General features: G+C 68.3%; 13 protein-coding genes, 4 tRNA genes and 3 pseudogenes. 11 read left to right on the forward strand and 9 right to left on the reverse strand.

All coding sequences use genetic code 11. The features are described 5' to 3' along the window. Positions 1-26: 26 nt before the first annotated feature. The 3 genes from QC826_RS09935 to QC826_RS09945 form a co-directional block, all read right to left on the reverse strand. Entirely contained in the window at positions 27-1,046 is a 1,020-nt protein-coding gene (locus QC826_RS09935) for a transporter (RefSeq protein ID WP_279765457.1), read from the reverse strand. A 1-nt stretch (position 1,047) separates the two neighbouring features. Continuing rightward, positions 1,048-1,887: an HDOD domain-containing protein gene (locus tag QC826_RS09940; RefSeq protein ID WP_279765458.1), complete on the reverse strand. Its 840-nt coding sequence runs from the start codon at positions 1,885-1,887 to the stop codon at positions 1,048-1,050. 128 nt (positions 1,888-2,015) lie between these two features. Then, positions 2,016-3,305 carry a D-amino acid dehydrogenase gene (locus QC826_RS09945; protein ID WP_279765459.1) on the reverse strand — a complete coding sequence of 430 codons (1,290 nt, stop codon included), beginning with the start codon at positions 3,303-3,305 and terminating at the stop codon, positions 2,016-2,018. A gap of 106 nt (positions 3,306-3,411) precedes the next feature. Here QC826_RS09945 and QC826_RS09950 point away from each other — a divergent pair, with 106 nt between their 5' ends. From QC826_RS09950 to QC826_RS09965, 4 genes and pseudogenes are all read left to right on the forward strand, one after another. Further along, positions 3,412-3,906: an Lrp/AsnC ligand binding domain-containing protein gene (locus QC826_RS09950; protein WP_279765460.1), complete on the forward strand. Its 495-nt coding sequence runs from the start codon at positions 3,412-3,414 to the stop codon at positions 3,904-3,906. Between the two features lie 170 nt (positions 3,907-4,076). After that, positions 4,077-5,645 carry a hypothetical protein gene (locus QC826_RS09955; RefSeq protein WP_279765461.1) on the forward strand — a complete coding sequence of 523 codons (1,569 nt, stop codon included), beginning with the start codon at positions 4,077-4,079 and terminating at the stop codon, positions 5,643-5,645. A 231-nt stretch (positions 5,646-5,876) separates the two neighbouring features. After that, a complete protein-coding gene (locus QC826_RS09960; RefSeq protein WP_313872852.1) occupies positions 5,877-6,380 on the forward strand; it encodes a hypothetical protein in 504 nt (167 codons plus the stop codon). 70 nt (positions 6,381-6,450) lie between these two features. Then, positions 6,451-7,759 (forward strand): annotated as a pseudogene (locus QC826_RS09965) (NAD(P)/FAD-dependent oxidoreductase). A 51-nt stretch (positions 7,760-7,810) separates the two neighbouring features. On the opposite strand, the gene QC826_RS09970 reads toward QC826_RS09965, so the two are convergent. Then, positions 7,811-8,557, reverse strand: coding sequence for a sensor histidine kinase (locus tag QC826_RS09970; RefSeq protein ID WP_279765462.1), 747 nt, complete (start codon positions 8,555-8,557; stop codon positions 7,811-7,813). Between the two features lie 192 nt (positions 8,558-8,749). Here QC826_RS09970 and QC826_RS09975 point away from each other — a divergent pair, with 192 nt between their 5' ends. Next, positions 8,750-9,184: a hypothetical protein gene (locus QC826_RS09975; RefSeq protein ID WP_279765463.1), complete on the forward strand. Its 435-nt coding sequence runs from the start codon at positions 8,750-8,752 to the stop codon at positions 9,182-9,184. Positions 9,185-9,300: 116 nt separating this feature from the next. Here the strand turns inward: QC826_RS09975 and QC826_RS09980 are convergent. The 4 genes and pseudogenes from QC826_RS09980 to QC826_RS31225 form a co-directional block, all read right to left on the reverse strand. Next, a pseudogene (locus QC826_RS09980) lies at positions 9,301-10,285 on the reverse strand (diguanylate cyclase domain-containing protein). A gap of 308 nt (positions 10,286-10,593) precedes the next feature. Continuing rightward, complete coding sequence (locus QC826_RS09985) at positions 10,594-11,559, reverse strand: ATP-binding protein (RefSeq protein WP_279766435.1); 966 nt, start codon at positions 11,557-11,559, stop codon at positions 10,594-10,596. Further along, complete coding sequence (locus QC826_RS09990) at positions 11,541-13,160, reverse strand: PAS domain-containing protein (RefSeq protein ID WP_279765465.1); 1,620 nt, start codon at positions 13,158-13,160, stop codon at positions 11,541-11,543. Before QC826_RS09990 ends, QC826_RS09985 begins: the two co-directional genes overlap by 19 nt. A 46-nt stretch (positions 13,161-13,206) precedes the next feature. Further along, positions 13,207-13,566: pseudogene (locus tag QC826_RS31225) on the reverse strand (PAS domain-containing protein); the annotation flags it as partial. 613 nt (positions 13,567-14,179) lie between these two features. Here QC826_RS31225 and QC826_RS10000 point away from each other — a divergent pair. After that, positions 14,180-14,410 carry a hypothetical protein gene (locus QC826_RS10000; protein ID WP_279765466.1) on the forward strand — a complete coding sequence of 77 codons (231 nt, stop codon included), beginning with the start codon at positions 14,180-14,182 and terminating at the stop codon, positions 14,408-14,410. A 275-nt stretch (positions 14,411-14,685) separates the two neighbouring features. Beyond that, positions 14,686-14,762, forward strand: a tRNA-Arg gene (locus QC826_RS10005). 144 nt (positions 14,763-14,906) lie between these two features. Here the strand turns inward: QC826_RS10005 and QC826_RS10010 are convergent. Then, positions 14,907-15,530 carry a PEP-CTERM sorting domain-containing protein gene (locus QC826_RS10010; protein ID WP_409567866.1) on the reverse strand — a complete coding sequence of 208 codons (624 nt, stop codon included), beginning with the start codon at positions 15,528-15,530 and terminating at the stop codon, positions 14,907-14,909. A gap of 299 nt (positions 15,531-15,829) precedes the next feature. Here QC826_RS10010 and QC826_RS10015 point away from each other — a divergent pair. The 4 genes from QC826_RS10015 (at position 15,830) to ltrA (ending at position 18,280) form a co-directional block, all read left to right on the forward strand. Continuing rightward, positions 15,830-15,906 (forward strand) — tRNA-Arg (locus tag QC826_RS10015). Between the two features lie 166 nt (positions 15,907-16,072). Next, a tRNA-Arg gene (locus tag QC826_RS10020) sits at positions 16,073-16,149 on the forward strand. Between the two features lie 222 nt (positions 16,150-16,371). Next, a tRNA-Arg gene (locus tag QC826_RS10025) sits at positions 16,372-16,448 on the forward strand. Positions 16,449-16,912: 464 nt separating this feature from the next. Then, complete coding sequence (ltrA, locus tag QC826_RS10030; protein ID WP_279765468.1) at positions 16,913-18,280, forward strand: group II intron reverse transcriptase/maturase; 1,368 nt, start codon at positions 16,913-16,915, stop codon at positions 18,278-18,280. Positions 18,281-18,408 lie beyond the last annotated feature (128 nt).

Genomic DNA, 18,408 nt, shown 5'->3' on the forward strand with positions numbered 1-18,408 from the left:
ATGGCATGTCTTGCGGTGGGGTGGGGTTAGATCCGCTCGCGCTGGCGGCGGAAGGCCAGCCAGCCGGCCACCACGGTGAAGCTGGCGACGATGGCGACGACGATCCAGAAGCCGCCGTCGTCCTGCGCCAGCGGGACGCCGCCGACGTTCATGCCGAGCAGGCCGGTGATGATGTTGATCGGCAGGGCCAGCACGGTGACGATGGTCAGCACGAACAGGCTGCGGTTGTTGCCCTCGTTGACCAGGGCGGCGATCTCCTCCTGGATCAGCTTGATGCGTTCCTGCAGCGAGGCCATGTCCGCCAGCACCATCGAGAACTCCTCGGTGGACTCGCGCAGCTCCTGCGCGTCGAGCTCGGCGACCCAGGCGGGCGGCCGCTGCAGCAGGCGGAACAGCGCGGCCGGCTCGGGCGCCAGCAGGCGCTGCAGGCGCACCAGCACGCGGCGCAGCTCGCCGAGCGAGGCGCGCTTGGTGTTCAGTTTGCCGGCCAGCAGGTTGTCCTCGATGGCGTCGACGCGGGCGATGGCGGCGCGCACGATCTTCAGCAGGCCGTCGGCCTGGTCGCGCAGCAGGTGGATCAGCAGCTCGACCGAGGAGCGGATGTTCTCGCCGTTGCGCACCGCGTTGCGCAGGCCGTCGATGGCCTTGAGCGGCTTGCGCCGCGCGCTGATGACCAGTTGCCGGTCGACGCTGAGCCACAGCGTGGAGATGTCCGACGGCTCGAAGGAGAAGTCGTGCAGCACGTCGTTGACGACGGCGATCAGGGTGTTGTCGGCCTGCTCGATGCGGGTCGAGCGCGGTCCCTCGTGCAGGCTCTCGTGGAACTCCTCGGGCAGGCGGGTGTGCTCGTGCAGCCACTTCTCGCTGGCGGTGTTGGCCAGGTTGAAGTGCAGCCAGATGAATTCGGCGGGATGGGCCTCGCGCGCGGCCAGCCAGGCGCGCGCCTCGTCGGCCTCGATGGCCAGGCCGTGCGCGGCGCGGCCGAACAGGTAGCCGCAGACCAGGCCGGACTGGTCGGAACCGTAGGACAGCGGGGCCGCCTGCATGCTAGACCAGCAGCGCCGCGCTCATGGCGGCGGCGTCGACCTCCGATTCGGCCAGCATGGCCGCCAGCGTCTCCTCGTCGATGAACAGGTCGATCACCGAGTCGGCGTGGGGCGGCAGCTCGCGCGGCGCCGATTGCAGCGGCGAGGTGACCGGCGCCAGGTGGTTGGCCAGCAGCAGGGTGTCGAGCAGGTTGTCGGGCGGGATCGAGAGGAAGCTGTCGCGCAGGCCCTCGATGGCCTGGGCCACCTCGTCCGGGATGCACAGCTTGGCCATCACCTCGCGCAGGATGATTTCCTCGCTGGCCGGCTGCCAGTTCTCCGGGTCCTCCTCGAGCAGGCCGGGGAACTCGTCGGCGCGCGACAGCAGGTAGAAGCCGCCGACCTCGTGCACGATGGCGGCGAACAGCGCCGTGTCCGGGTTGATGTTGGTGACCTGGCGGGCGATGATGCGGGCCAGCGCGGCGACGTGGATGGTGTGGTCCCACAGCTGCTCGGCCTTGGCGCGCACGCCGGGGTCGACGATCTTGCTGCCGAACTGGCGCACCACCATGGCGGCGGCCAGGGCGAACAGGTTCTGGTAGCCGATGCGCATGATGGCGCCGCGCACGTTGGTGATGGCCGGCGCGCCGGCGCGGTTGAACATCGCCGAGTTGGCGATGGCGACGGTGCGCGCCGCCAGCAGCGGCTCGGCCAGCACCAGGCTGATCGCCTTGTCGATCGGGCAGTCGGGATCGTCCAACGCCAGCTGTACGCGCAGCGCGGCGTTGACGCTGGTGGGGAAGACCAGTTCGCCACGAATGGCGAGGGCGGCGATGTGGCCGAATGCTTCGAGTTTATTCATGTACAAAATTATACGTCAGGCACGACTCCAAGCTCAATGCAATGATGCGCGACGAGGCGCTTTGTGGTCGGAATAGAGCGGGCGCGACGGCAGGCGCCCCGGCGCGCGTCGGCGCGCCGGGGCGGGGCTCAGGCGTTGGCCAGTTCGGGCCGGCGCTGCGCGCCGTCCTTGCTGTAGCGGGCCACCGACAGGTCGCTCGACTGGATGGCCGGGCGGCGCGCCGAGATGATGTCCGACAGCAGCTGGGCCGAGCCGCAGGACATGGTCCAGCCCAGCGTGCCGTGGCCGGTGTTGACGAACAGGTTGCGCAGGCCGGTGCGGCCGACCACCGGCGTGCCGTCCGGCGTCATCGGCCGCAGGCCGGTCCAGAAGGTGGCCTCGGCGGTGTCGCCGGCGCCGGGGAACAGGTCGTTGACGACCATCTCCAGCGTTTCGCGGCGGCGCGGGTTGAGGCGGGTGTCGAAGCCGGCGATCTCGGCCATGCCGCCGACGCGGATGCGGTCGTCGAAGCGGGTCACGGCGATCTTGTAGGTCTCGTCGAGGATGGTCGAGGTGGGCGCGGCGCCGGCGTCGACGATGGGCACGGTGATCGAGTAGCCCTTCAAGGGGTAGACCGGGATCTCGACCAGCTTTTTCAACAGCTGGGTCGAGTAGGCGCCCAGCGCCACCACGTAGGAGTCGGCGCGCACCAGCTCGGCGCCGCACTGCACGCCGGCGATCTCGTCGCCGGCCGTGGCCAGGCCCTGGACGTCGACGTTGTAGCGGAACTTGACGCCCAGCTCGACGGCCATGGCGCTCAGGCGGGTGGTGAACAACTGGCAGTCGCCGGTCTCGTCGTTGGGCAGGCGCAGGCCGCCGACCAGGCGGTCCTTGGACTTGGCCAGGCCCGGCTCGGCGCCGACCAGCTGCTCGCGGTTGAGCAGCTCGAAGGGCACGCCGGTGTCCTGCAGCACCTGGATGTCCTTGGCGGCGTCGTCGAGCTGCCTCTGGCTGCGGAACAGCTGGGTGGTGCCCTGTTGGCGGCCCTCGTACTCGATGCCGGTGGCGGCGCGCAGGGTCTTGAAGCAGTCGCGGCTGTATTCGGCCAGGCGCACCATGCGCTCCTTGTTGACGGCGTAGCGCTCGGGCGTGCAGTTGCGCAGCATCTGCCACATCCACTGCAGTTGGAACAGGGTGCCGTCCGGGCTGATCGACAGCGGCGCGTGGCGCTGCATCATCCATTTGACGGCCTTCAGCGGGATGCCGGGGGCGGCCCAGGGCGAGGCGTAGCCGGGCGAGATCTGGCCGGCGTTGGCGAAGCTGGTTTCCAGCGCCGGGCCGGGTTGGCGGTCGAGCACGGTCACGTCGTGGCCGGCCCGGGCCAGATAGTAGGCGCTGGTGACGCCGATGACGCCGCTGCCGAGAATAACTACGCGCATTTTCCTGTCCCCTGAATTTTTTAGACTACGACCAGATAAAGCACTATGATATGTTCATTCAGCCAGTGTTTGTTACTGTATAACCAGCAAAATTTAGTGGAAGTTCATGCGAATTCAAAAAGAATCCGTCCGCAGCCTGGACAAGCTCGACCGCAAGATCCTGCGCATCCTGCAGGACGACGGGCGCATCTCGATGAAGGACCTGAGCGAGCAGGTCGGCCTGTCGATCACCCCGGCCATCGAGCGCGTCAAGCGCATGGAGCGCGACGGCGTCATCACCGGCTACCACGCCCGCGTCGACCCGCCGGCGCTGGGCGCCAAGCTGCTGGTGTTCGTCGAGATCACGCTGCACCAGAAGTCGGCCTCGGTGTTCGAGCAGTTCCGCCGCGAGGTGCTGCGCATCCCCGAGGTGCAGGAGTGCCACCTGGTGTCGGGCGACTTCGACTACCTGATCAAGGCGCGCATCCACGAGATGGCCGAGTACCGCAAGCTGCTCGGCGACATGCTGCTGCAGTTGCCCGGCGCGGCGCAGTCGAAGAGCTACGTGGTGATGGAGGAGATCAAGGAGACGCTGATCCTGTCGACCGAGGCGCCGCAGTGAGGCGGGCGCGGAGGCGGCGTCCACTGTAGTTGTTGTAAAGCAACCACGACTGGCGCGTTCGGCAATGGTTTCTAGCAAGACGATAGTGTTTTTCGTACAAGCAGTACGGCAGGCCTTGCCCTGCTTCAGTTAGAATGCTTCCAGGGCAATCGTTAAGAACTGGAGCAGTTGTGAACAGCAATAACGGCAATCCCCCGGTCCAGCAGCACGAGCACAATGTGCATGTGCGCTCGCTGGACGAACATCTGTCGTCCGACCAGAGTTTCAGCTCGGCCTACGCGCGCGCGGTCGGCGCCATCGCCGCCGCCGACGGCGCGCTCACCTTGGCGCAGTTCGCCGCCGTCACCGACATCGCCGGCGAGGGCAAGGCCTCCGCCGTCTTCACCGCGCTGGTGCTCAACACGATCGAATCCGGCGTCAGCATCGACTGGGCGCTCAACGCGCTGGCGCGCAGCTGCGCCGGGGTCGAGCAGGCGGCGCGCGACTCCGCCTTCAACACGAGCTTGCCGCTGCTGGCGCTGCACGGCGCCGAGGCGCGCGGCCTGGCGCAGCGGCTGGCCAAGGCGCTCGGCGTCAAGCCGGCCGACGGCCTGGCCGGTCTGCCGGCCGGCGACGAGCGCGGCCTGCTGGCCAACCTGGGCGAGCAGGCGCGCAAGCTGGTCAAGGGCCGCTCGCTGGCCGACGTGGTGGCCGACTTCGGCCGCAGCACCGGCCAGCCGGCGCTGCTGGAGCAGGCGCGCCAGTTCCAGTCCGGCCAGATCGACCAGCTGCAGCTGCGCCAGCAGGTGCAGGGCGCGATGCAGACCATCGCCGGCGCCATCCAGGCCTACCAGGAGCAGGCGCAGATGCTGCAGGTGGGCGAGGCCAGCGCGGCCAGCGTGATCGGCGCGGCGCAGGAGCTCAAGCAGCAGGTGCAGCAGCGCCTGACCCTGATCGACGCGCGCATCGCCTACGAGCGCAGCATGCTGGTGCAGGAGATCGACGACGCCGTGCACGACGCCGGCAACGCCATCGAGCTGGCCATCACCGACCGCCTCAACACCGACAAGTGGAAGGACGAGGAGGTGTGGGGCAGCATCGGCCGCAACCAGTTCGGCCAGGAGATGGAGCGCCGGCTCGACCGGGTGGTGCGGCGCAAGGAGGAGGCGCTGCACCTGCTCGAGCAGGGCCTGCGCCTGTTCCAGCAGGCCATGCGGCTGAGCCAGTCGTCGGTGTTCCAACGCCAGCACCACACCGCGCTGGCGCGCCTGATGCCGCGCCTGCGCATCGGCACGCGGCTGGCCAACAGCGCCGACACGGCGGCCAACGTCACCCTGATGGGCGGCGCGGTGGCGGCGGCCGGCACCGGCACCGCCGCCTACCTGTTCGGCGCGGCGGTGATCCTGCCGGTGGTGGCGCCGGTGGCGCCCTTCGTCGGCGGCGCGGTGCTGCTGGCCGGGGTGTTCAAGTGGTTCGCCGACGGCGGCAAGCGCAAGCGCTCGGAGATCCGCGACAAGCGCGCCGCCTTCGAGCAGGAGCTGCGGCTGCAGCTCCACCAGGCCGAACTGAGCTTCCACGCCCAGCTCGACCTGGTGGCCGACGGCTTCCACGGCTCGGCGCTGCACCTGCTGACGCCGATCATGCTCGAGGCCGAGGCGGCCGGGCGCGTGCAGGGCATGCGCCAGCGCGTCGCCGACCGCGTCATCGCGCAGGCGCAGGCCGCCATCAAGCAGCTCGACACCGAGCTGGGCAAGGCTTAGCCGCGCGCCGGCGGCGACGCCCTGCCGGCCCTCGGCGGACTTGTCGCTGTTCGGCGGCGTGGTGTTGCCGTTGGCGCGCTTGTGGCGGTAATGTTCGCTGGCGCACAGAGGAAATTTAACTTGCGGAATAGAATCAATTGAAGCAGTGGGCAGCGGTCGTCGCGGGGTCGTCGCGATATGCCGGATTGCTGGCGCTGGGCTTGCCGAAACAAACATACAAGAAAGCACATCATGAAGAGCATCAAATCCATCGTTGTCGCCGCCGCCTTGCTGGCCAGCGGTAGCGCCGCCTACGCGCAGGACGTCGGCGTCTCGATCAGCATCGGCCAGCCGGGCTTCTACGGCCGCATCGACATCGGCGACGCGCCGCGTCCGCAACTGGTGTACGCCCGTCCGGTGATCATCCAGCGGCCGGCGCGCTATGTGGAAAGCGCGCCGATCTACCTGCGGGTGCCGCCCGGCCACGCCAAGCACTGGGCCAAGCACTGCCGCGCCTACAACGCCTGCGGCCAGCAGGTCTACTTCGTGCAGGACCGCTGGTACACCAACGACTACGCGCCGCGCTACCGCGCCCAGCACGGTGAGGGGCGCGGCCACGTCGAGCGCGGCAACGGTCGCGACGAGCGCCGCGAGGACCGCCGCGACGACCGCGGCCACGGCAACGGCAACGGCCACGGCAATGGCAATGGCAACGACCATGGCAACGGCCATGGCAAGGGCCACAACAAGGATTGAGGCCGGGCGCCGCCCGCCGCCCGGCGGCGCGGCGCCAACATGAAGGCGGGCGGGTCGAACGGGAGCTCGTTTGCACAGCGAAATCGTGATTGTCGGCGGCGGCGCGGGCGGCCTGGAACTGGCCTGCAAATTGGGGCGCAAGCTCGGTCCGCAGCGCGTGCTGCTGGTCGACTCGCGCCTTTTCCACATCTGGAAACCCTCGCTGCACGAGGTGGCGGCCGGCACGCTGGACGTGCACCAGGACGGGCCTGTCCTACCAGATGCTGGCGCATGACAACGGCTTCACCTACGTCTACGGGCCGATGACGGCGCTCGACGCGGCCGCGCGCCAGCTCAGCGTCGGCGCCATCCGCGACGGTGCCGGCGCCGCCGGCGAGCTGGTGCTGCCGGAGCGGCGCATCGGCTTCGACCGGCTGGTGCTGGCCGTCGGCAGCGTCGCCAACTACTTCGGCGTGCCCGGCGCGGCCGAGCACAGCATCGCGCTCAACGCCACCGAGGACGCCGAACGCTTCCGTTTGACGCTGCTCAAGCTGCTGACCCGGGCCGAGCTGCGCAAGGACAGCCGGCCCGACGCCGGCATCGACATCGTCATCATCGGCGGCGGCGCGACCGGCGTCGAACTGGCCGCCGAACTGCGCGAGGCCAGCGACGTCTACGCCGCCTACGGCTTCCACCATCTGAGCCCACTGCGCGACGTGCGCATCACCCTGCTGGAGGGCGCGCCGCGCATCCTGGCGCCGCTGCCGGAGAAGGTCGCGGCGGCGGCGCTGGCGCTGCTCGAGGAGCGCGCCATCGGCGTCGTCACCGGGGCCCGCGTCAGCGCCATCGACGGCGCCGGCGTCGCGCTGGCCGACGGCGCCGCCTACCCGGCCGACATCGTGGTCTGGGCGGCCGGCATCAAGGCGCCGGACTGGCTGGCCACGCTGGGCCTGCCGACCTCGCGCGGCGGCCAGATCGAGGTCGAGGCGACGCTGGCGGTGCGCGGCTGGCCGCATATCTTCGCGCTGGGCGACTGCGCCGCCTGCCCCGGCGTCGACGGCAAGCCGGTGCCGCCGCGCGCCCAGGCGGCCCACCAGCAGGCCGACTATCTCGTGCGCGCGCTGCTGCGGCTGGGCCAGGGCAGGGCGGCGCCGGGCGCGCCCTACCGCTACCGCGACTACGGCTCGCTGGTGTCGTTCGGCCAGAGCAGCTCGGTGGGCAGTTTGATGGGATCGTTGAAGGGCTTGAGCTGGTTCGTCGACGGCCTGGTGGCGCGGCTGATGTACGTCGGCCTGCACCTGATGCACCACCGCGCGGTGTTGGGCACGCGCCGCACCGCCTTGCTGGCGCTGGCGCGCTTCCTGATCAAGCGCAGCACGCCGCTGGTCAAGCTGCACTGAGCGCGGCGGCCGGGCGGGGAGAACCCGGCGGCGAAACCCGGGGTCGGACCCCTAGGGGGCCGACCCTGGCTCTGCGCCGTTGGGTGGTGTTGTGGCCGCCGGCGTCTTCGGCAGGATCACGGTGAGCATGGTGCCGCGCTGCGGCGCCGCGCCCAGCGTCAGGCTGCCGCCCAGGTAGAGCGCGCGCTCGCGCACCAGGCGCAGGCCGAACTTGCCGTCGGTCGGGTCGGCCGCCTCGGGCAGGCCGACGCCGTTGTCGCGCACCGTCAGCATGACGGCGTCCTCGTTGTCGTCGACCACCACCTCCACCTCGCTGGCGCTGGCGTGCGCGATGACGTTGTTGAGCGCCTCCTCCAGCGCGCGCAGCAGCACCACGCCGTGGCCACGGCCGCAGTCGAACTCCTCGTCGGGCAGGCTGCAGCGGGCGGCGACCTGCTGCTGCTGGCCGAACTGCGCCACCAGCTCGGCCAGCGCGACGCGCACGCCGAGGAATTCGAGCTTGTCGTTCCACAGGCGCAGCTGCATCTGGCGGTTGGTGTCGATGATGTTGAGCAGCAGCTGCTTCATGTGCGCGGTGCGTTCGAGCAGCGCCGGCTCGGCCGGCATCTTCTGCGTCAGCAGGCCCAGATGCATGGTCAGCGCCGTCAGCGAGGAGCCCAGGCTGTCGTGCAATTGACGCGACAGCGAGCGGCGCTCGTCGTCCCAGCTGTTGTGGACATGGCCGAGCAGTTCGCTCAGGTCGGCCGCGCGCTGGGCCGGCGTGGCGGCGGGTGGGGTGGGGTGTGCCGGAACGGACATGGTGGTCTCTTGCTGCTCTCTGTTTTGGGTGAATCGGCCGCTTGTGATGGCCGATCATACCTGAGGATCGCAACTCGTGGCGCACCGCCGGACACGGCTGTGCTTTTGCCGCCGGCGCAGTGTTCGTTCGCGCACAGTCGGCGCGCGGCGGCGCTGCGATAGTGGCTGCTTCAACCATCGAAAGGAACCGCCATGAACATCGACACCGTTGTGGACCAAGCCTATCTCGGCAAGAGCTTCCGCGAGCTGGCCGCCGCCCCGCTCAGCGCGCTGCGCGGCGTCAGCGCGGCCGACGCCAAGGCGCTGGCGAAGGCCTTCAACGTCACCACCGTGCGCGAGCTGGCCGAGCTCGACTATGTCAAATGGGCGCGCGCCATCACCACGCTGGCCGAGTGCGAGCGGCCCGGCAGCGGCGAACTGGCCAGGGAGACGCTGCTCGACGAGGCGGTCGAGATGACCTTCCCGGCCAGCGATCCGCTGTCGGTCGACGCCGGCGTGACCCGCATCGAGGTGGCGCCGGACATGGTCGACGCCCAGGGCGACCACCAGAACGCCGGCCAGGTCGAGCAATGCACCGAGGCGGGCGTCAAGGGCGCGGCGCGCCAGGCCGGAACGCAGCGAGGCTGAGAAACCCCGCCGGCGCAACTCTAGGGTCAGACCCTAGGGTCTGACCCTGGCTCTGCGCCTTTGGGTGGTGTTGGCGCCGCCGGCGGCTCAAGTGGCCCAGCGCTGGCGGTATGGCCTCAGGCCGCCGTCGGCGCCATGCCGCGGGCGCTCGTCGCGGCGTCCGCCGGCGCGGCGGCCGGCGCCACGCAGCAGCGGTTCTTGCCGCTGCGCTTGGCGCAGTACAGCGCGCTGTCGGCCACCGCGATCAGGGCGTCGACGGCGTCGGCGTCGTCGGGGAAGATGCCGATGCCGATGCTGGTCGACAGGTTGAGCAGCAGGCCGTTGACCAGGTAGGGCGCGGCCACCACCTCGATCAGCTTGGCGGCCGGCTCCTGGGCGTCGCCCAGGCAGGCCAGGTCGCCCATGACGATGACGAACTCGTCGCCGCCGACGCGGGCCACGGTGTCCTCGCGGCGCGAGGCGCCGACCAGGCGCTGCGCCACCTGCTTGAGGGCCGTCGTCGCCGTAGGCGTGGCCGTGGGTGTCGTTGATGCCCTTGAAGCCGTCCAGGTCAAGGTACATGACGGCGGCCTTGTTCTGCTTGCGCATGGCGTGCTGCAGGGTGTTGGCGATGCGGTCCTCGAGCAGGCGGCGGTTGGGCAGGCCGGTCAGCGGATCGTGCAGCGCCAGTTCCTGCTGCTGCTTGCTGTACTGCGCCAGCTCCTTGTACAGCAGGCGCACCTCGAGCATGTTGTGGATGCGCTTGTGCACCTCGAGCAGGTCGAAGGGTTTGCTGATGAAGTCGCGCGCGCCGGCCTCGAGGGCGGCGATCTTGAAGCTGGGCTGGGCGGTCAGCGCCAGCACCGGCAGGTAGCCGCCCTGTTCGATCTCCTTCAGGCCCTTCATCACCTGGAAGCCGTTCAGTTCGGGCATCTGCAGGTCGAGCAGGATCAGGTCGTAGCAGTGCTGGCGGTGCAGCGGGCAGACCTGGTCGGGCAGCATGGTCGAGGTGACGTCGGTGTAGCCGGCGTCGCGCAGTATCTCCAGCATGAGCTCGACATTGTCGGCGCAATCATCGACCACCAGGATCTTAGCGTGAAGGATGTCGTCTCGGCTGGGCATAGTGGTCTCGGTCGCTGCTCTGTAGGTGGTCCACGGCCGGGGCCGGGATGTCGTCGTATCATAATGCGCCAGCCCGGCGGGCGGCGCACGGGTGGCCCCGCGGAATTAATTATTTCCGTGTGGAAATTAATTGTACCCGCTTTTCGTCTGCGAAGTGTAGCAAAAATGAATTGAATTGCTTGTAGGACGGCGCCGCACGTGCCGGTAGGACATCTTATTTCCTTCCGGGTAATGGCTCGGCGGCACCGGCGGCGGCCGGGTGTTTCCGCTTAACATTGATTATAGGCTAGTAAACTTTTTCCCGGTTTTCAAGCGGGACGCGCCCCTGCCACCGCCGCGATCAAGGCGGCCGGCTCGACCGGCTTGGTCAAATGGGCCCGGAAGCCGCTCTGCAGCGCCTTGATGCGGTCCTCCGAGCGGGCGAAGGCGCTCAGCGCGATGGCCGGCAGGGCGGCGCCGGCCGGGCCGAGGGCGCGCACCCGCTCGAGCAGGGCGTGGCCGTCGACGTCGGGCATGCCGATGTCGCTCAGCAGCAGGTCGCAGGGCGCGCTGCGCAGCAGGGCCAGCGCCTCGGCGGCGCTGGCGGCGGTGCGCACGCGGGCGTTGCAGTCGCTCAGGATGCGCTGGATCAGCTGGCGGGCGTCGGCCTCGTCGTCGACCACCAGCACGCGCAGGCCGGCCAGGTCGGTGCGCGGCGCCGTGGCGGCGGCCGGGTCCGCCGCGCCCGGCGGGCGCGGCGGGCTTGCCGGGCCGGCCGGGCGCGCCGCCAGCGGCAGGCGCAGCGTGAAGCTGGCGCCGCGGCCGGCGCCGGCGCTGGCGGCGGCCACCGTGCCGCCGTGCTGCTCGGCCAGGTGCTTGACGATCGACAGGCCCAGGCCCAGGCCGCCGTGCTGGCGCGTGGTCGACGAGTCGGCCTGGCGGAAGCGCTCGAACACGTGCGGCAGGAAGGCGGCGGCGATGCCGATGCCGCTGTCGGCCACGGTGATCTCGACCTGGCCGTCGGCCTCGCCCATGGCGATGTGCACGGCGCCGCCGCGCGGCGTGAACTTGAGCGCGTTCGACAGCAGGTTCCAGAGGATCTGCTGCAGCCGGTTGGGGTCGGCCATCACCGGCCCGACCCGGGGCGCGAAGCGCTGGCCGATGCTGATGCCCTTGGCGTCGGCGGTCGGCCGCACCGTCTCGATGGCCGCCTCGAGCACGCCGAGCGGCGCCAGCGGGCGCATCTCGAGCAGCACCTTGCCGGAGGTGATGCGGCTCATGTCGAGCAGGTCCATTCGATCAGCTGGGCCTGGGCGCGGGCGTTGCGCTCGATGGTCTGCAGGCCGCGGTGCAGGTCGGCCTGGTCGCGGCTGCCCCGGCGCAGCACCTGGGCCCAGCCGAGGATCGCCGTCAGCGGCGTGCGCAGCTCGTGCGACAGGGTGGCCAGGAACTCGTCCTTCAGCTGGCTGGTGCGCTCGACCTCGGCGCGCGCGCCGCGCTCGCTGTCGAGCAGTTCGCGGCGCTCCTCGGCGGCCTGCTGGGCCGCCTCGTACAGGCGGGCGTTGTCGATCGCCACGCCGGCCTGGGCGGCGATGCCGCCGAGGATGCGCTCGCTGCGCTCGCCGAACATGGCCGGCTCGGGGTGGCCGAACACCATGCTGCCGACCACGCCGCCGGCGCGCGACAGCACCGGCACGGCCAGATAGCTGCGCATGGCCGGCCCGTCCGCCGCCGCCGCGTCGCCGGCGCAGTGCCGGTAGCGCTCGTCGCGCAGCAGGTCGTCGCTGCGCACCGTGCCCTCGCCGCGCAGGGCGGGGCCGAACAGGGCGCCGCCGCGCTCGCGGCAGGCCGCCGCGAAGCCGGCCGGCGGCCGCCCCGACACCGTGTGCAGCAGGCGCGCCGCACCGCCGGCGCCGGCGCCGGCGCCGGCCTCGGCGCCGTGGTAGAGGAAGGCGCCGAAGCGCGCCCCGCTGATGCGCGTGGCCGCGTCGGTGACCTCCTGCAGCAGCGGGCGCAGGTCGCGCGTCGAGGCCAGCGCGTTGCCGGTGCTGTTGAGCAGTTCGAGCACGTTGCTCTCGTCGCGCAGCGCCTCCTGCACGCGCTTGACCTGGTCGACGTCGGTGCTGGTGCCGAACCAGCGCAGCAGCTGGCCGGTGCTGTCGCGCACCGGGTTGGCGCGGGTCAGGAACCAGCGGTACTGGCCGTCGGCGCCGCGGATCGGCACCTCCATCTCGAACGGCGCGCCGCTGCGCAGCGACTGCTGCCAGCGCTGGCGCAGCGGCTCCCGGCAGGACGGCTCGTAGGCGTCCTGCCAGCCGTCGCCCACCACCTCGCCGGGCGCGGCGCCGGTGTAGGCGTACCAGCGCTCGTTGTGCCAGGCCACGCTGCCGTCGGCGCGGCCGATCCAGGCCAGTTGCGGGATCGAGTCGGCCAGCGCGCGCAGCTCCTCCTCGCGCTGGCGCAGGCTGTCCTCGGCGGCCTTGCGCGCGCTGATGTCCTGCGCCATGCCGGTCATGCCGAGCAACACGCCGTCGTCGCCGAAGTTGGCGTGGCCGACCACCGAGACCCAGCGCCGCTCGCCGTCGCCGCGCTCGATGCGGCATTCGATGTCGCAGTCGCTGTGGCTGGCGAAGGCGTCGAAGAAGGCCAGCCGGGCCGGCTCGCGGTCGGCCTCGAGCAGGCGCGCGCGCAGCTGCGGCCAGGCCAGCGCCTGCTCGGCCGGCAGGTCGAAGATGTCGGCGGCGCGCCGGCCCAGCGTGACCTGGCCGCTGCCGGCGTCCCACAGCCAGTCGCCCAGCCTGCCGGCGGCCAGCGCCACCTGCAAGCGCTCGGCGCTGTCGCGCAGGGCGCGCTCGCCGAGCTTGCGCTGGGTGATGTCCTGCAGGGTGGCGGTCAACTTCGGCCGACGGGTAGGCGCGCACCTCCAGCCAGCGCTGGCGCGGCGCGTAGTGGAACTCGAAGGCGACCGCCTGGCGTTGCTCGAGCGCCAGGCGGAACTGGCGCTCCAGCACGCCGCCGCACAGCGCCGGGAAGGCCTGCCACAGGGTCTGGCCGGGCAGTTGCAGCGGCGCCGCGCCGGGCGGGCGCAGGATCTCCTCGGCCTGGGCGTTGAGGTAGCCGATGCGCCAGTCGCGCGCGATGACGGCGAAGCCGTCGGTGATGCTTTCGAGCATGTTGCGCATCCGCTCCTCGGACAGGCGCAGCGCCTCGCGCGCGGCGCGGGCGTCCTGCTCGGCCCGCTGCAGCGGCGTGCCGCCGGCGCCGGCGTCGAGCAGTGCGCCATGGCCCTCGCGGCCGCTCATCCGCGCCCCTTGGCCCGGCGCGCGGCCGGGCAACAGTGGGTGGCGGAGGGAACGGCGGGGCGGGGCTGGAGGAGGGACGTCATTTGCTTGTAAACACCGTGGTCGAACTTGCGGGCGGGCCGGCAATGGGAAAATGGCTGGCTGAGTGCCTGGCGTGCGGCGTGCCGCCGGCCGGCATTGTAGCGCTTTGTTGTAATTTTACACTGCACGGCAGCCGGTTTCGCGCACCGGATCGCGGCCGGCGCCGCGCGCCCCTGCGCCGGGAGAAACAGGCATCTCGCACCATGCTACACCGACCGGCGGGGCGGCGGCCGGTGCGGGGCAATGGAAATTTCTTGTTGGAATTTGCTGCGGCGCCGCGCCGCGGGCCGCGCGGGCAAAAAAAAACCCGCTACGGGAGCGGGTTAAATCTATTTCCTTGGAGGAGATAGAGGAGACAGGTGAATTATGCTGCGCTGCGAAAAACAATGCCAATTTTTATTCGTGATGAGGGAAATCACTGGCATGAATGCAGTGACATCCGCACAACACGTCCCGGCCCGCGGGCGCGGAAAGGTGTAAGCTTGCCAAGTTTGCGGCCCGGGCCGCGCAGCATATAGAGAAAGCGAGAAAGATGGCCACCGTAGTCAAGCACCGCAATGTGAACATCGTTCTGTTGGAGGCGGGCGAGGAGTTGGCCGCCCATTGCCACGCCGGCGACATCGCCATCGTCGCCGACCGGCAGGGCTGGTGGACCCGCTTCGTCGGCGCCGACGGCCAGGTCGACAGCTACGACGTCCCCTACGCCTCGCGCAACGAGGCGCTGTGGGCGGCCAAGGCGGCGGCCGAGTTCGGCCTGGACTGAGGCGCTCCGGCCATTGTTGCGGCGGCCATGGGGAATGGCCTGCCCCTTCTTGCTTGGCGTGCCAGGAAATAAGCTTGAAATTGGGCTGGACAGCGCCGCCGAAGCTCCCTATAATCCTGCTTCTTTCGGGGGGCAAGCTTTCCGAAGGATGCAAATAGACGTGGTTTAGGCGAGTTGCAAGATAGTTGGTTTGGTCGATGTATCGATTGTCCAACGAAACGGTTGAAAAAATCGAATTTTGCAAAATTAAATAACTGCGTTATAATGTTGCTTAAGCGGCTGTAGCTCAGCTGGATAGAGTACTTGGCTACGAACCAAGGGGTCGTGGGTTCAATTCCTGCCAGCCGCACCAGAATGTTGGGACCAGATCGAGAGATCTGGTCCCTTTTTCTATGTGCGCCCATCTTTTCCCCATCCCACACAAAAAACGCCCGATGCGGGCATCGGGCGCTCTGTCATGCGCGGCCGGGCCTTGCCGTCCGTCTCGGACTTCCGTCTATGCCTTGCGGCGGCGCGCCAGCGCGCCCACCAGCAGCAGGCCGGCCAGCAGCATGGCGTAGGCTTCCGGCTCCGGCACCGCCGTCACCTGCGAGCTGAGGAATTCGACGCGCAGGCCGGTCGGGTTGCCGGCGCCGTAGGCGTCGTTGGTGATGACGAAGTCGAGCGAGTTGAGGCCGGCGACGAAATAGCTGGCGGCGCTCAGCTGGCGCCAGTCGTTCTCGCCGAAGCCGCCGGTCAGGCCGATGGCGTGGCCGTTCAGGTAGGCGGTGGCGCGGTTGTCGGCGGCGAAGCGGCCGCTGAAGGAGGCGCTGGCCGCGTCGAAGCCGCTCAGGTCGAAACCCAGGTGCCAGGTGTAGGTGCCGGGCGAGGTGTGGTTGAACGATTCGCCCTGCAATGCCGTCGGCATGATCCAGCGCGAGGTGGCGGTGTTGGCCGACCAGTGCGGGAAGGGGAAGGCGGCGTCGTTGGCGGTGACGAAGCTGGCCTTGCCGTTCAGTTGGTAGTTGCTGTCGACCAGGCTGGCGTCGACGCCGGTGTTGACCAGGCCGTGGATGGCGGCGGCCTGGGTGGTGCCGGTGGCGGCCAGGCCCAGCGCGGCGGCGAATATCAGTCTATTCATCATGTCCGGGTGTCCTCAAAAAGTATTGCCGGGGAAGGCGAACCATGAAGACCGCGACGGAGGCTCGACTGGCTATTGCCTTGAAAGCTGTTCTGTAGGCAACTTACGTTACCATTTGATAATTATGGATTACATTTTAAGCAATGTCAAAAGATTATTTGTATGGATGTGCTAAGCGCCGCCGGGTCGCCGGCCCGGCGCTTGGCGCGGGCCGCAAGGCGCAGCGCGCTGACGGGGTAAAACGGCTGCATGCAGAAAGCTTCGCCTTTTTCAAAACCCCTGCTATAATGCTGGCCTGCGCGGCTGTAGCTCAGCTGGATAGAGTACTTGGCTACGAACCAAGGGGTCGTGGGTTCAATTCCTGCCAGCCGCACCAGAAGAATTGTTGTAAAGAAAAAGCCCGGAGGCGAGAGTCTCCGGGCTTTTTTTTTTGGTCCAAACGGAACGCCCGAACGGTGTTGGCGCATCGTTCGGGCAGGCGAGAAAATTTCTGCTTGGCATCCTTCGCAAAACGCCAAAGCCCTGCTATAATCTTGTCTTTCGCGGCTGTAGCTCAGCTGGATAGAGTACTTGGCTACGAACCAAGGGGTCGTGGGTTCAATTCCTGCCAGCCGCACCAGAACAAAGTAGTAAATGAAGGACTTAGAAGCCGCGAACTTCTAAGTCCTTTTTCTTTGCGCGCGACTATTCTGTCGCCTCGTCAAAGCGGCCGTTCGGCGGCCCATTTCCCATGGGTGGGGCCGGTGCCGGGAGGAGGGGCTGATGAGATCGAAGAGAATTTTAGATTTCTGCTCAGCATCCCTTTGCAGATCGGGAAAGTCCTGTCATAATCTTGTCTTTCGCGGCTGTAGCTCAGCTGGATAGAGTACTTGGCTACGAACCAAGGGGTCGTGGGTTCAATTCCTGCCAGCCGCACCAGAATATCGGGACCAGATCGCAAGATCTGGTCCCTTTTTCTATGTGCGCCCAGCATGGGCGCACTCCTGTGGGTGCAAGTCCCGCCGCAAGCTGACCACAGCGAGCGAAGTGAAGCGCAACTGCATGAGGGTAACCGAGTGTGGAAAGGAAGCGTGGAGCATAAATCATGAGCCGATGGACAAGAACCGTATAGAAGGCGCTGCCGATCAGGCCGAGTGGGCATGGAACCGCGAAGGTCTTGTGGTCAAGGAGAAGCGGCGTAAATGCGGCGGTTGTGTGATGAAGGAGTGCGGCCCTTACCTGGGGACGCCCCGCCTCGTGCCTGAAAGGGGTGACGTTTGCCAGTGGCAAACGGAACGCGAGAATCGGAGCGGGGTCTCAGCAGAGGTCATAGTAGTCGGAGGTAGCGCCGGGAAGGCTCGACCCCTTTGATGAAGGACCGAACGAGTAGGAGTGAATCCGATATGTCGATGCAGAAAGCACAGCGTCAGATGCCCGCGCGAGCGGGGCGGGAGGCCGTAGGGCAAGGTGAAGCCATGCCCGATGCCTTCAGCGACGAAGCGTTCTGCCCGCGACATGCCACCGGAGACACGGGGTCGGCGCTGCTGCAAGCGGCGCTGACGACAGAGAACCTGCGGCGGGCGCTCAAGCGTGTGCGTGCCAACAAGGGAGCGGCGGGCGTCGATGGTCTGGACATCAACCAGACCTCGCGCCTTCTGGCGACCGCGTGGCCGTCCATTCGAGAGCAACTACTGGCAGGGACGTACCGGCCCAGCCCGGTGCGTCGGGTGACGATCCCCAAGCCCGACGGCGGCGAGCGCGAGCTCGGCATCCCGACGGTGACGGATCGCCTGATCCAGCAAGCACTGCTACAGGTGCTGCAACCGATACTTGATCCCACCTTCAGCGAACACAGCTACGGCTTCCGCCCGGGCAGGCGCGCGCAGGACGCGGTGTTGGCCGCCCAAGCGTATGTCCAGTCCGGGCTGCGGGTCGTGGTCGACGTCGACCTGTCGAAGTTCTTCGACAAGGTCAACCATGACATCCTGATCGACCGCCTAAGGAAACGCATCGACGACGCCGGGGTGACCCGGCTGGTTCGTGCCTATCTGAACAGCGGCATCATGGACCATGGCGTGGTGCGGTCGCGGGACGAGGGAACGCCGCAGGGCGGCCCCTTGAGTCCGCTGCTCGCCAACGTGATGCTCGACGAGGTGGACAAGGAACTGGAACGGCGCGGCCATCGCTTCGCGCGCTACGCCGACGATGCGAACGTGTATGTGCGCAGCGTGCGGGCGGGCGAGCGGGTGATGGCGTTGCTGCGGCGCTGCTACGCCAAGTTGCACCTCGTGGTCAACGAAGGCAAGAGCGCGGTGGCCAGCGTCTTCGGCCGCAAGTTCCTCGGTTACAGTCTGTGGGCGGCGCGTGGGGGCGAGGTCAAACGTAAGGTGGCCAACAAGCCGCTGGCAACGTTTAAGCAACGCATTCGGCAACTGACCCGCCGTTCCTGTGGGCGCGGTATGCCGGAAGTGGTGGAAAGGCTGCGTTCCTACATGCTGGGATGGAAGGGGTACTTCGGCTTGGCGCAAACCCCAAAGGTCTGGCGGGAACTTGATGAGTGGCTGCGTCACAGGCTGCGGGCGATCCAGCTCAAGCACTGGAAACGCGGAACAACCATGTATCGGGAACTGCTCAACCTTGGAGCGTCGGGATCGGTGGCGAGAACCATCGCAGGCAATAGCCGCAGATGGTGGTGCAACAGTGCGAAATTGCTTAACAGCGTGCTCACGATTGCCTACTTCGACCGCCTCGGCGTACCTCGCCTGTCTTAACCTCAACGACTCGAACCGCCCGGTGCGGACCCGCATGCCGGGTGGTGTGGCAGGGGAGCGGCCCGTTTGGGCCGCCCCCTATGCCGATTGCAGGGTCAAAAGCGTCGCAGCAAGCGGCGGATATGGAG

Source organism: Rugamonas sp. DEMB1, from assembly GCF_029834475.1.
Taxonomy (GTDB): Bacteria; Pseudomonadota; Gammaproteobacteria; order Burkholderiales; family Burkholderiaceae_D; genus Rugamonas; species Rugamonas rubra.

Excerpts from the sequence above, each read along its gene's own strand:
- QC826_RS09935 (WP_279765457.1), bottom strand. The coding sequence starts at position 1,046 with ATGCAGGCGGCCCCGCTGTCCTACGGTTCCGACCAGTCCGGCCTGGTC.
- QC826_RS09940 (WP_279765458.1), bottom strand. The coding sequence starts at position 1,887 with ATGAATAAACTCGAAGCATTCGGCCACATCGCCGCCCTCGCCATTCGT.
- QC826_RS09945 (WP_279765459.1), bottom strand. The coding sequence starts at position 3,305 with ATGCGCGTAGTTATTCTCGGCAGCGGCGTCATCGGCGTCACCAGCGCC.
- QC826_RS09950 (WP_279765460.1), top strand. The coding sequence starts at position 3,412 with ATGCGAATTCAAAAAGAATCCGTCCGCAGCCTGGACAAGCTCGACCGC.
- QC826_RS09960 (WP_313872852.1), top strand. The coding sequence starts at position 5,877 with ATGAAGAGCATCAAATCCATCGTTGTCGCCGCCGCCTTGCTGGCCAGC.
- QC826_RS09970 (WP_279765462.1), bottom strand. The coding sequence starts at position 8,557 with ATGTCCGTTCCGGCACACCCCACCCCACCCGCCGCCACGCCGGCCCAG.
- QC826_RS09975 (WP_279765463.1), top strand. The coding sequence starts at position 8,750 with ATGAACATCGACACCGTTGTGGACCAAGCCTATCTCGGCAAGAGCTTC.
- QC826_RS09985 (WP_279766435.1), bottom strand. The coding sequence starts at position 11,559 with ATGGACCTGCTCGACATGAGCCGCATCACCTCCGGCAAGGTGCTGCTC.
- QC826_RS10000 (WP_279765466.1), top strand. The coding sequence starts at position 14,180 with ATGGCCACCGTAGTCAAGCACCGCAATGTGAACATCGTTCTGTTGGAG.
- QC826_RS10010 (WP_409567866.1), bottom strand. The coding sequence starts at position 15,530 with ATGAATAGACTGATATTCGCCGCCGCGCTGGGCCTGGCCGCCACCGGC.
- ltrA (WP_279765468.1), top strand. The coding sequence starts at position 16,913 with ATGTCGATGCAGAAAGCACAGCGTCAGATGCCCGCGCGAGCGGGGCGG.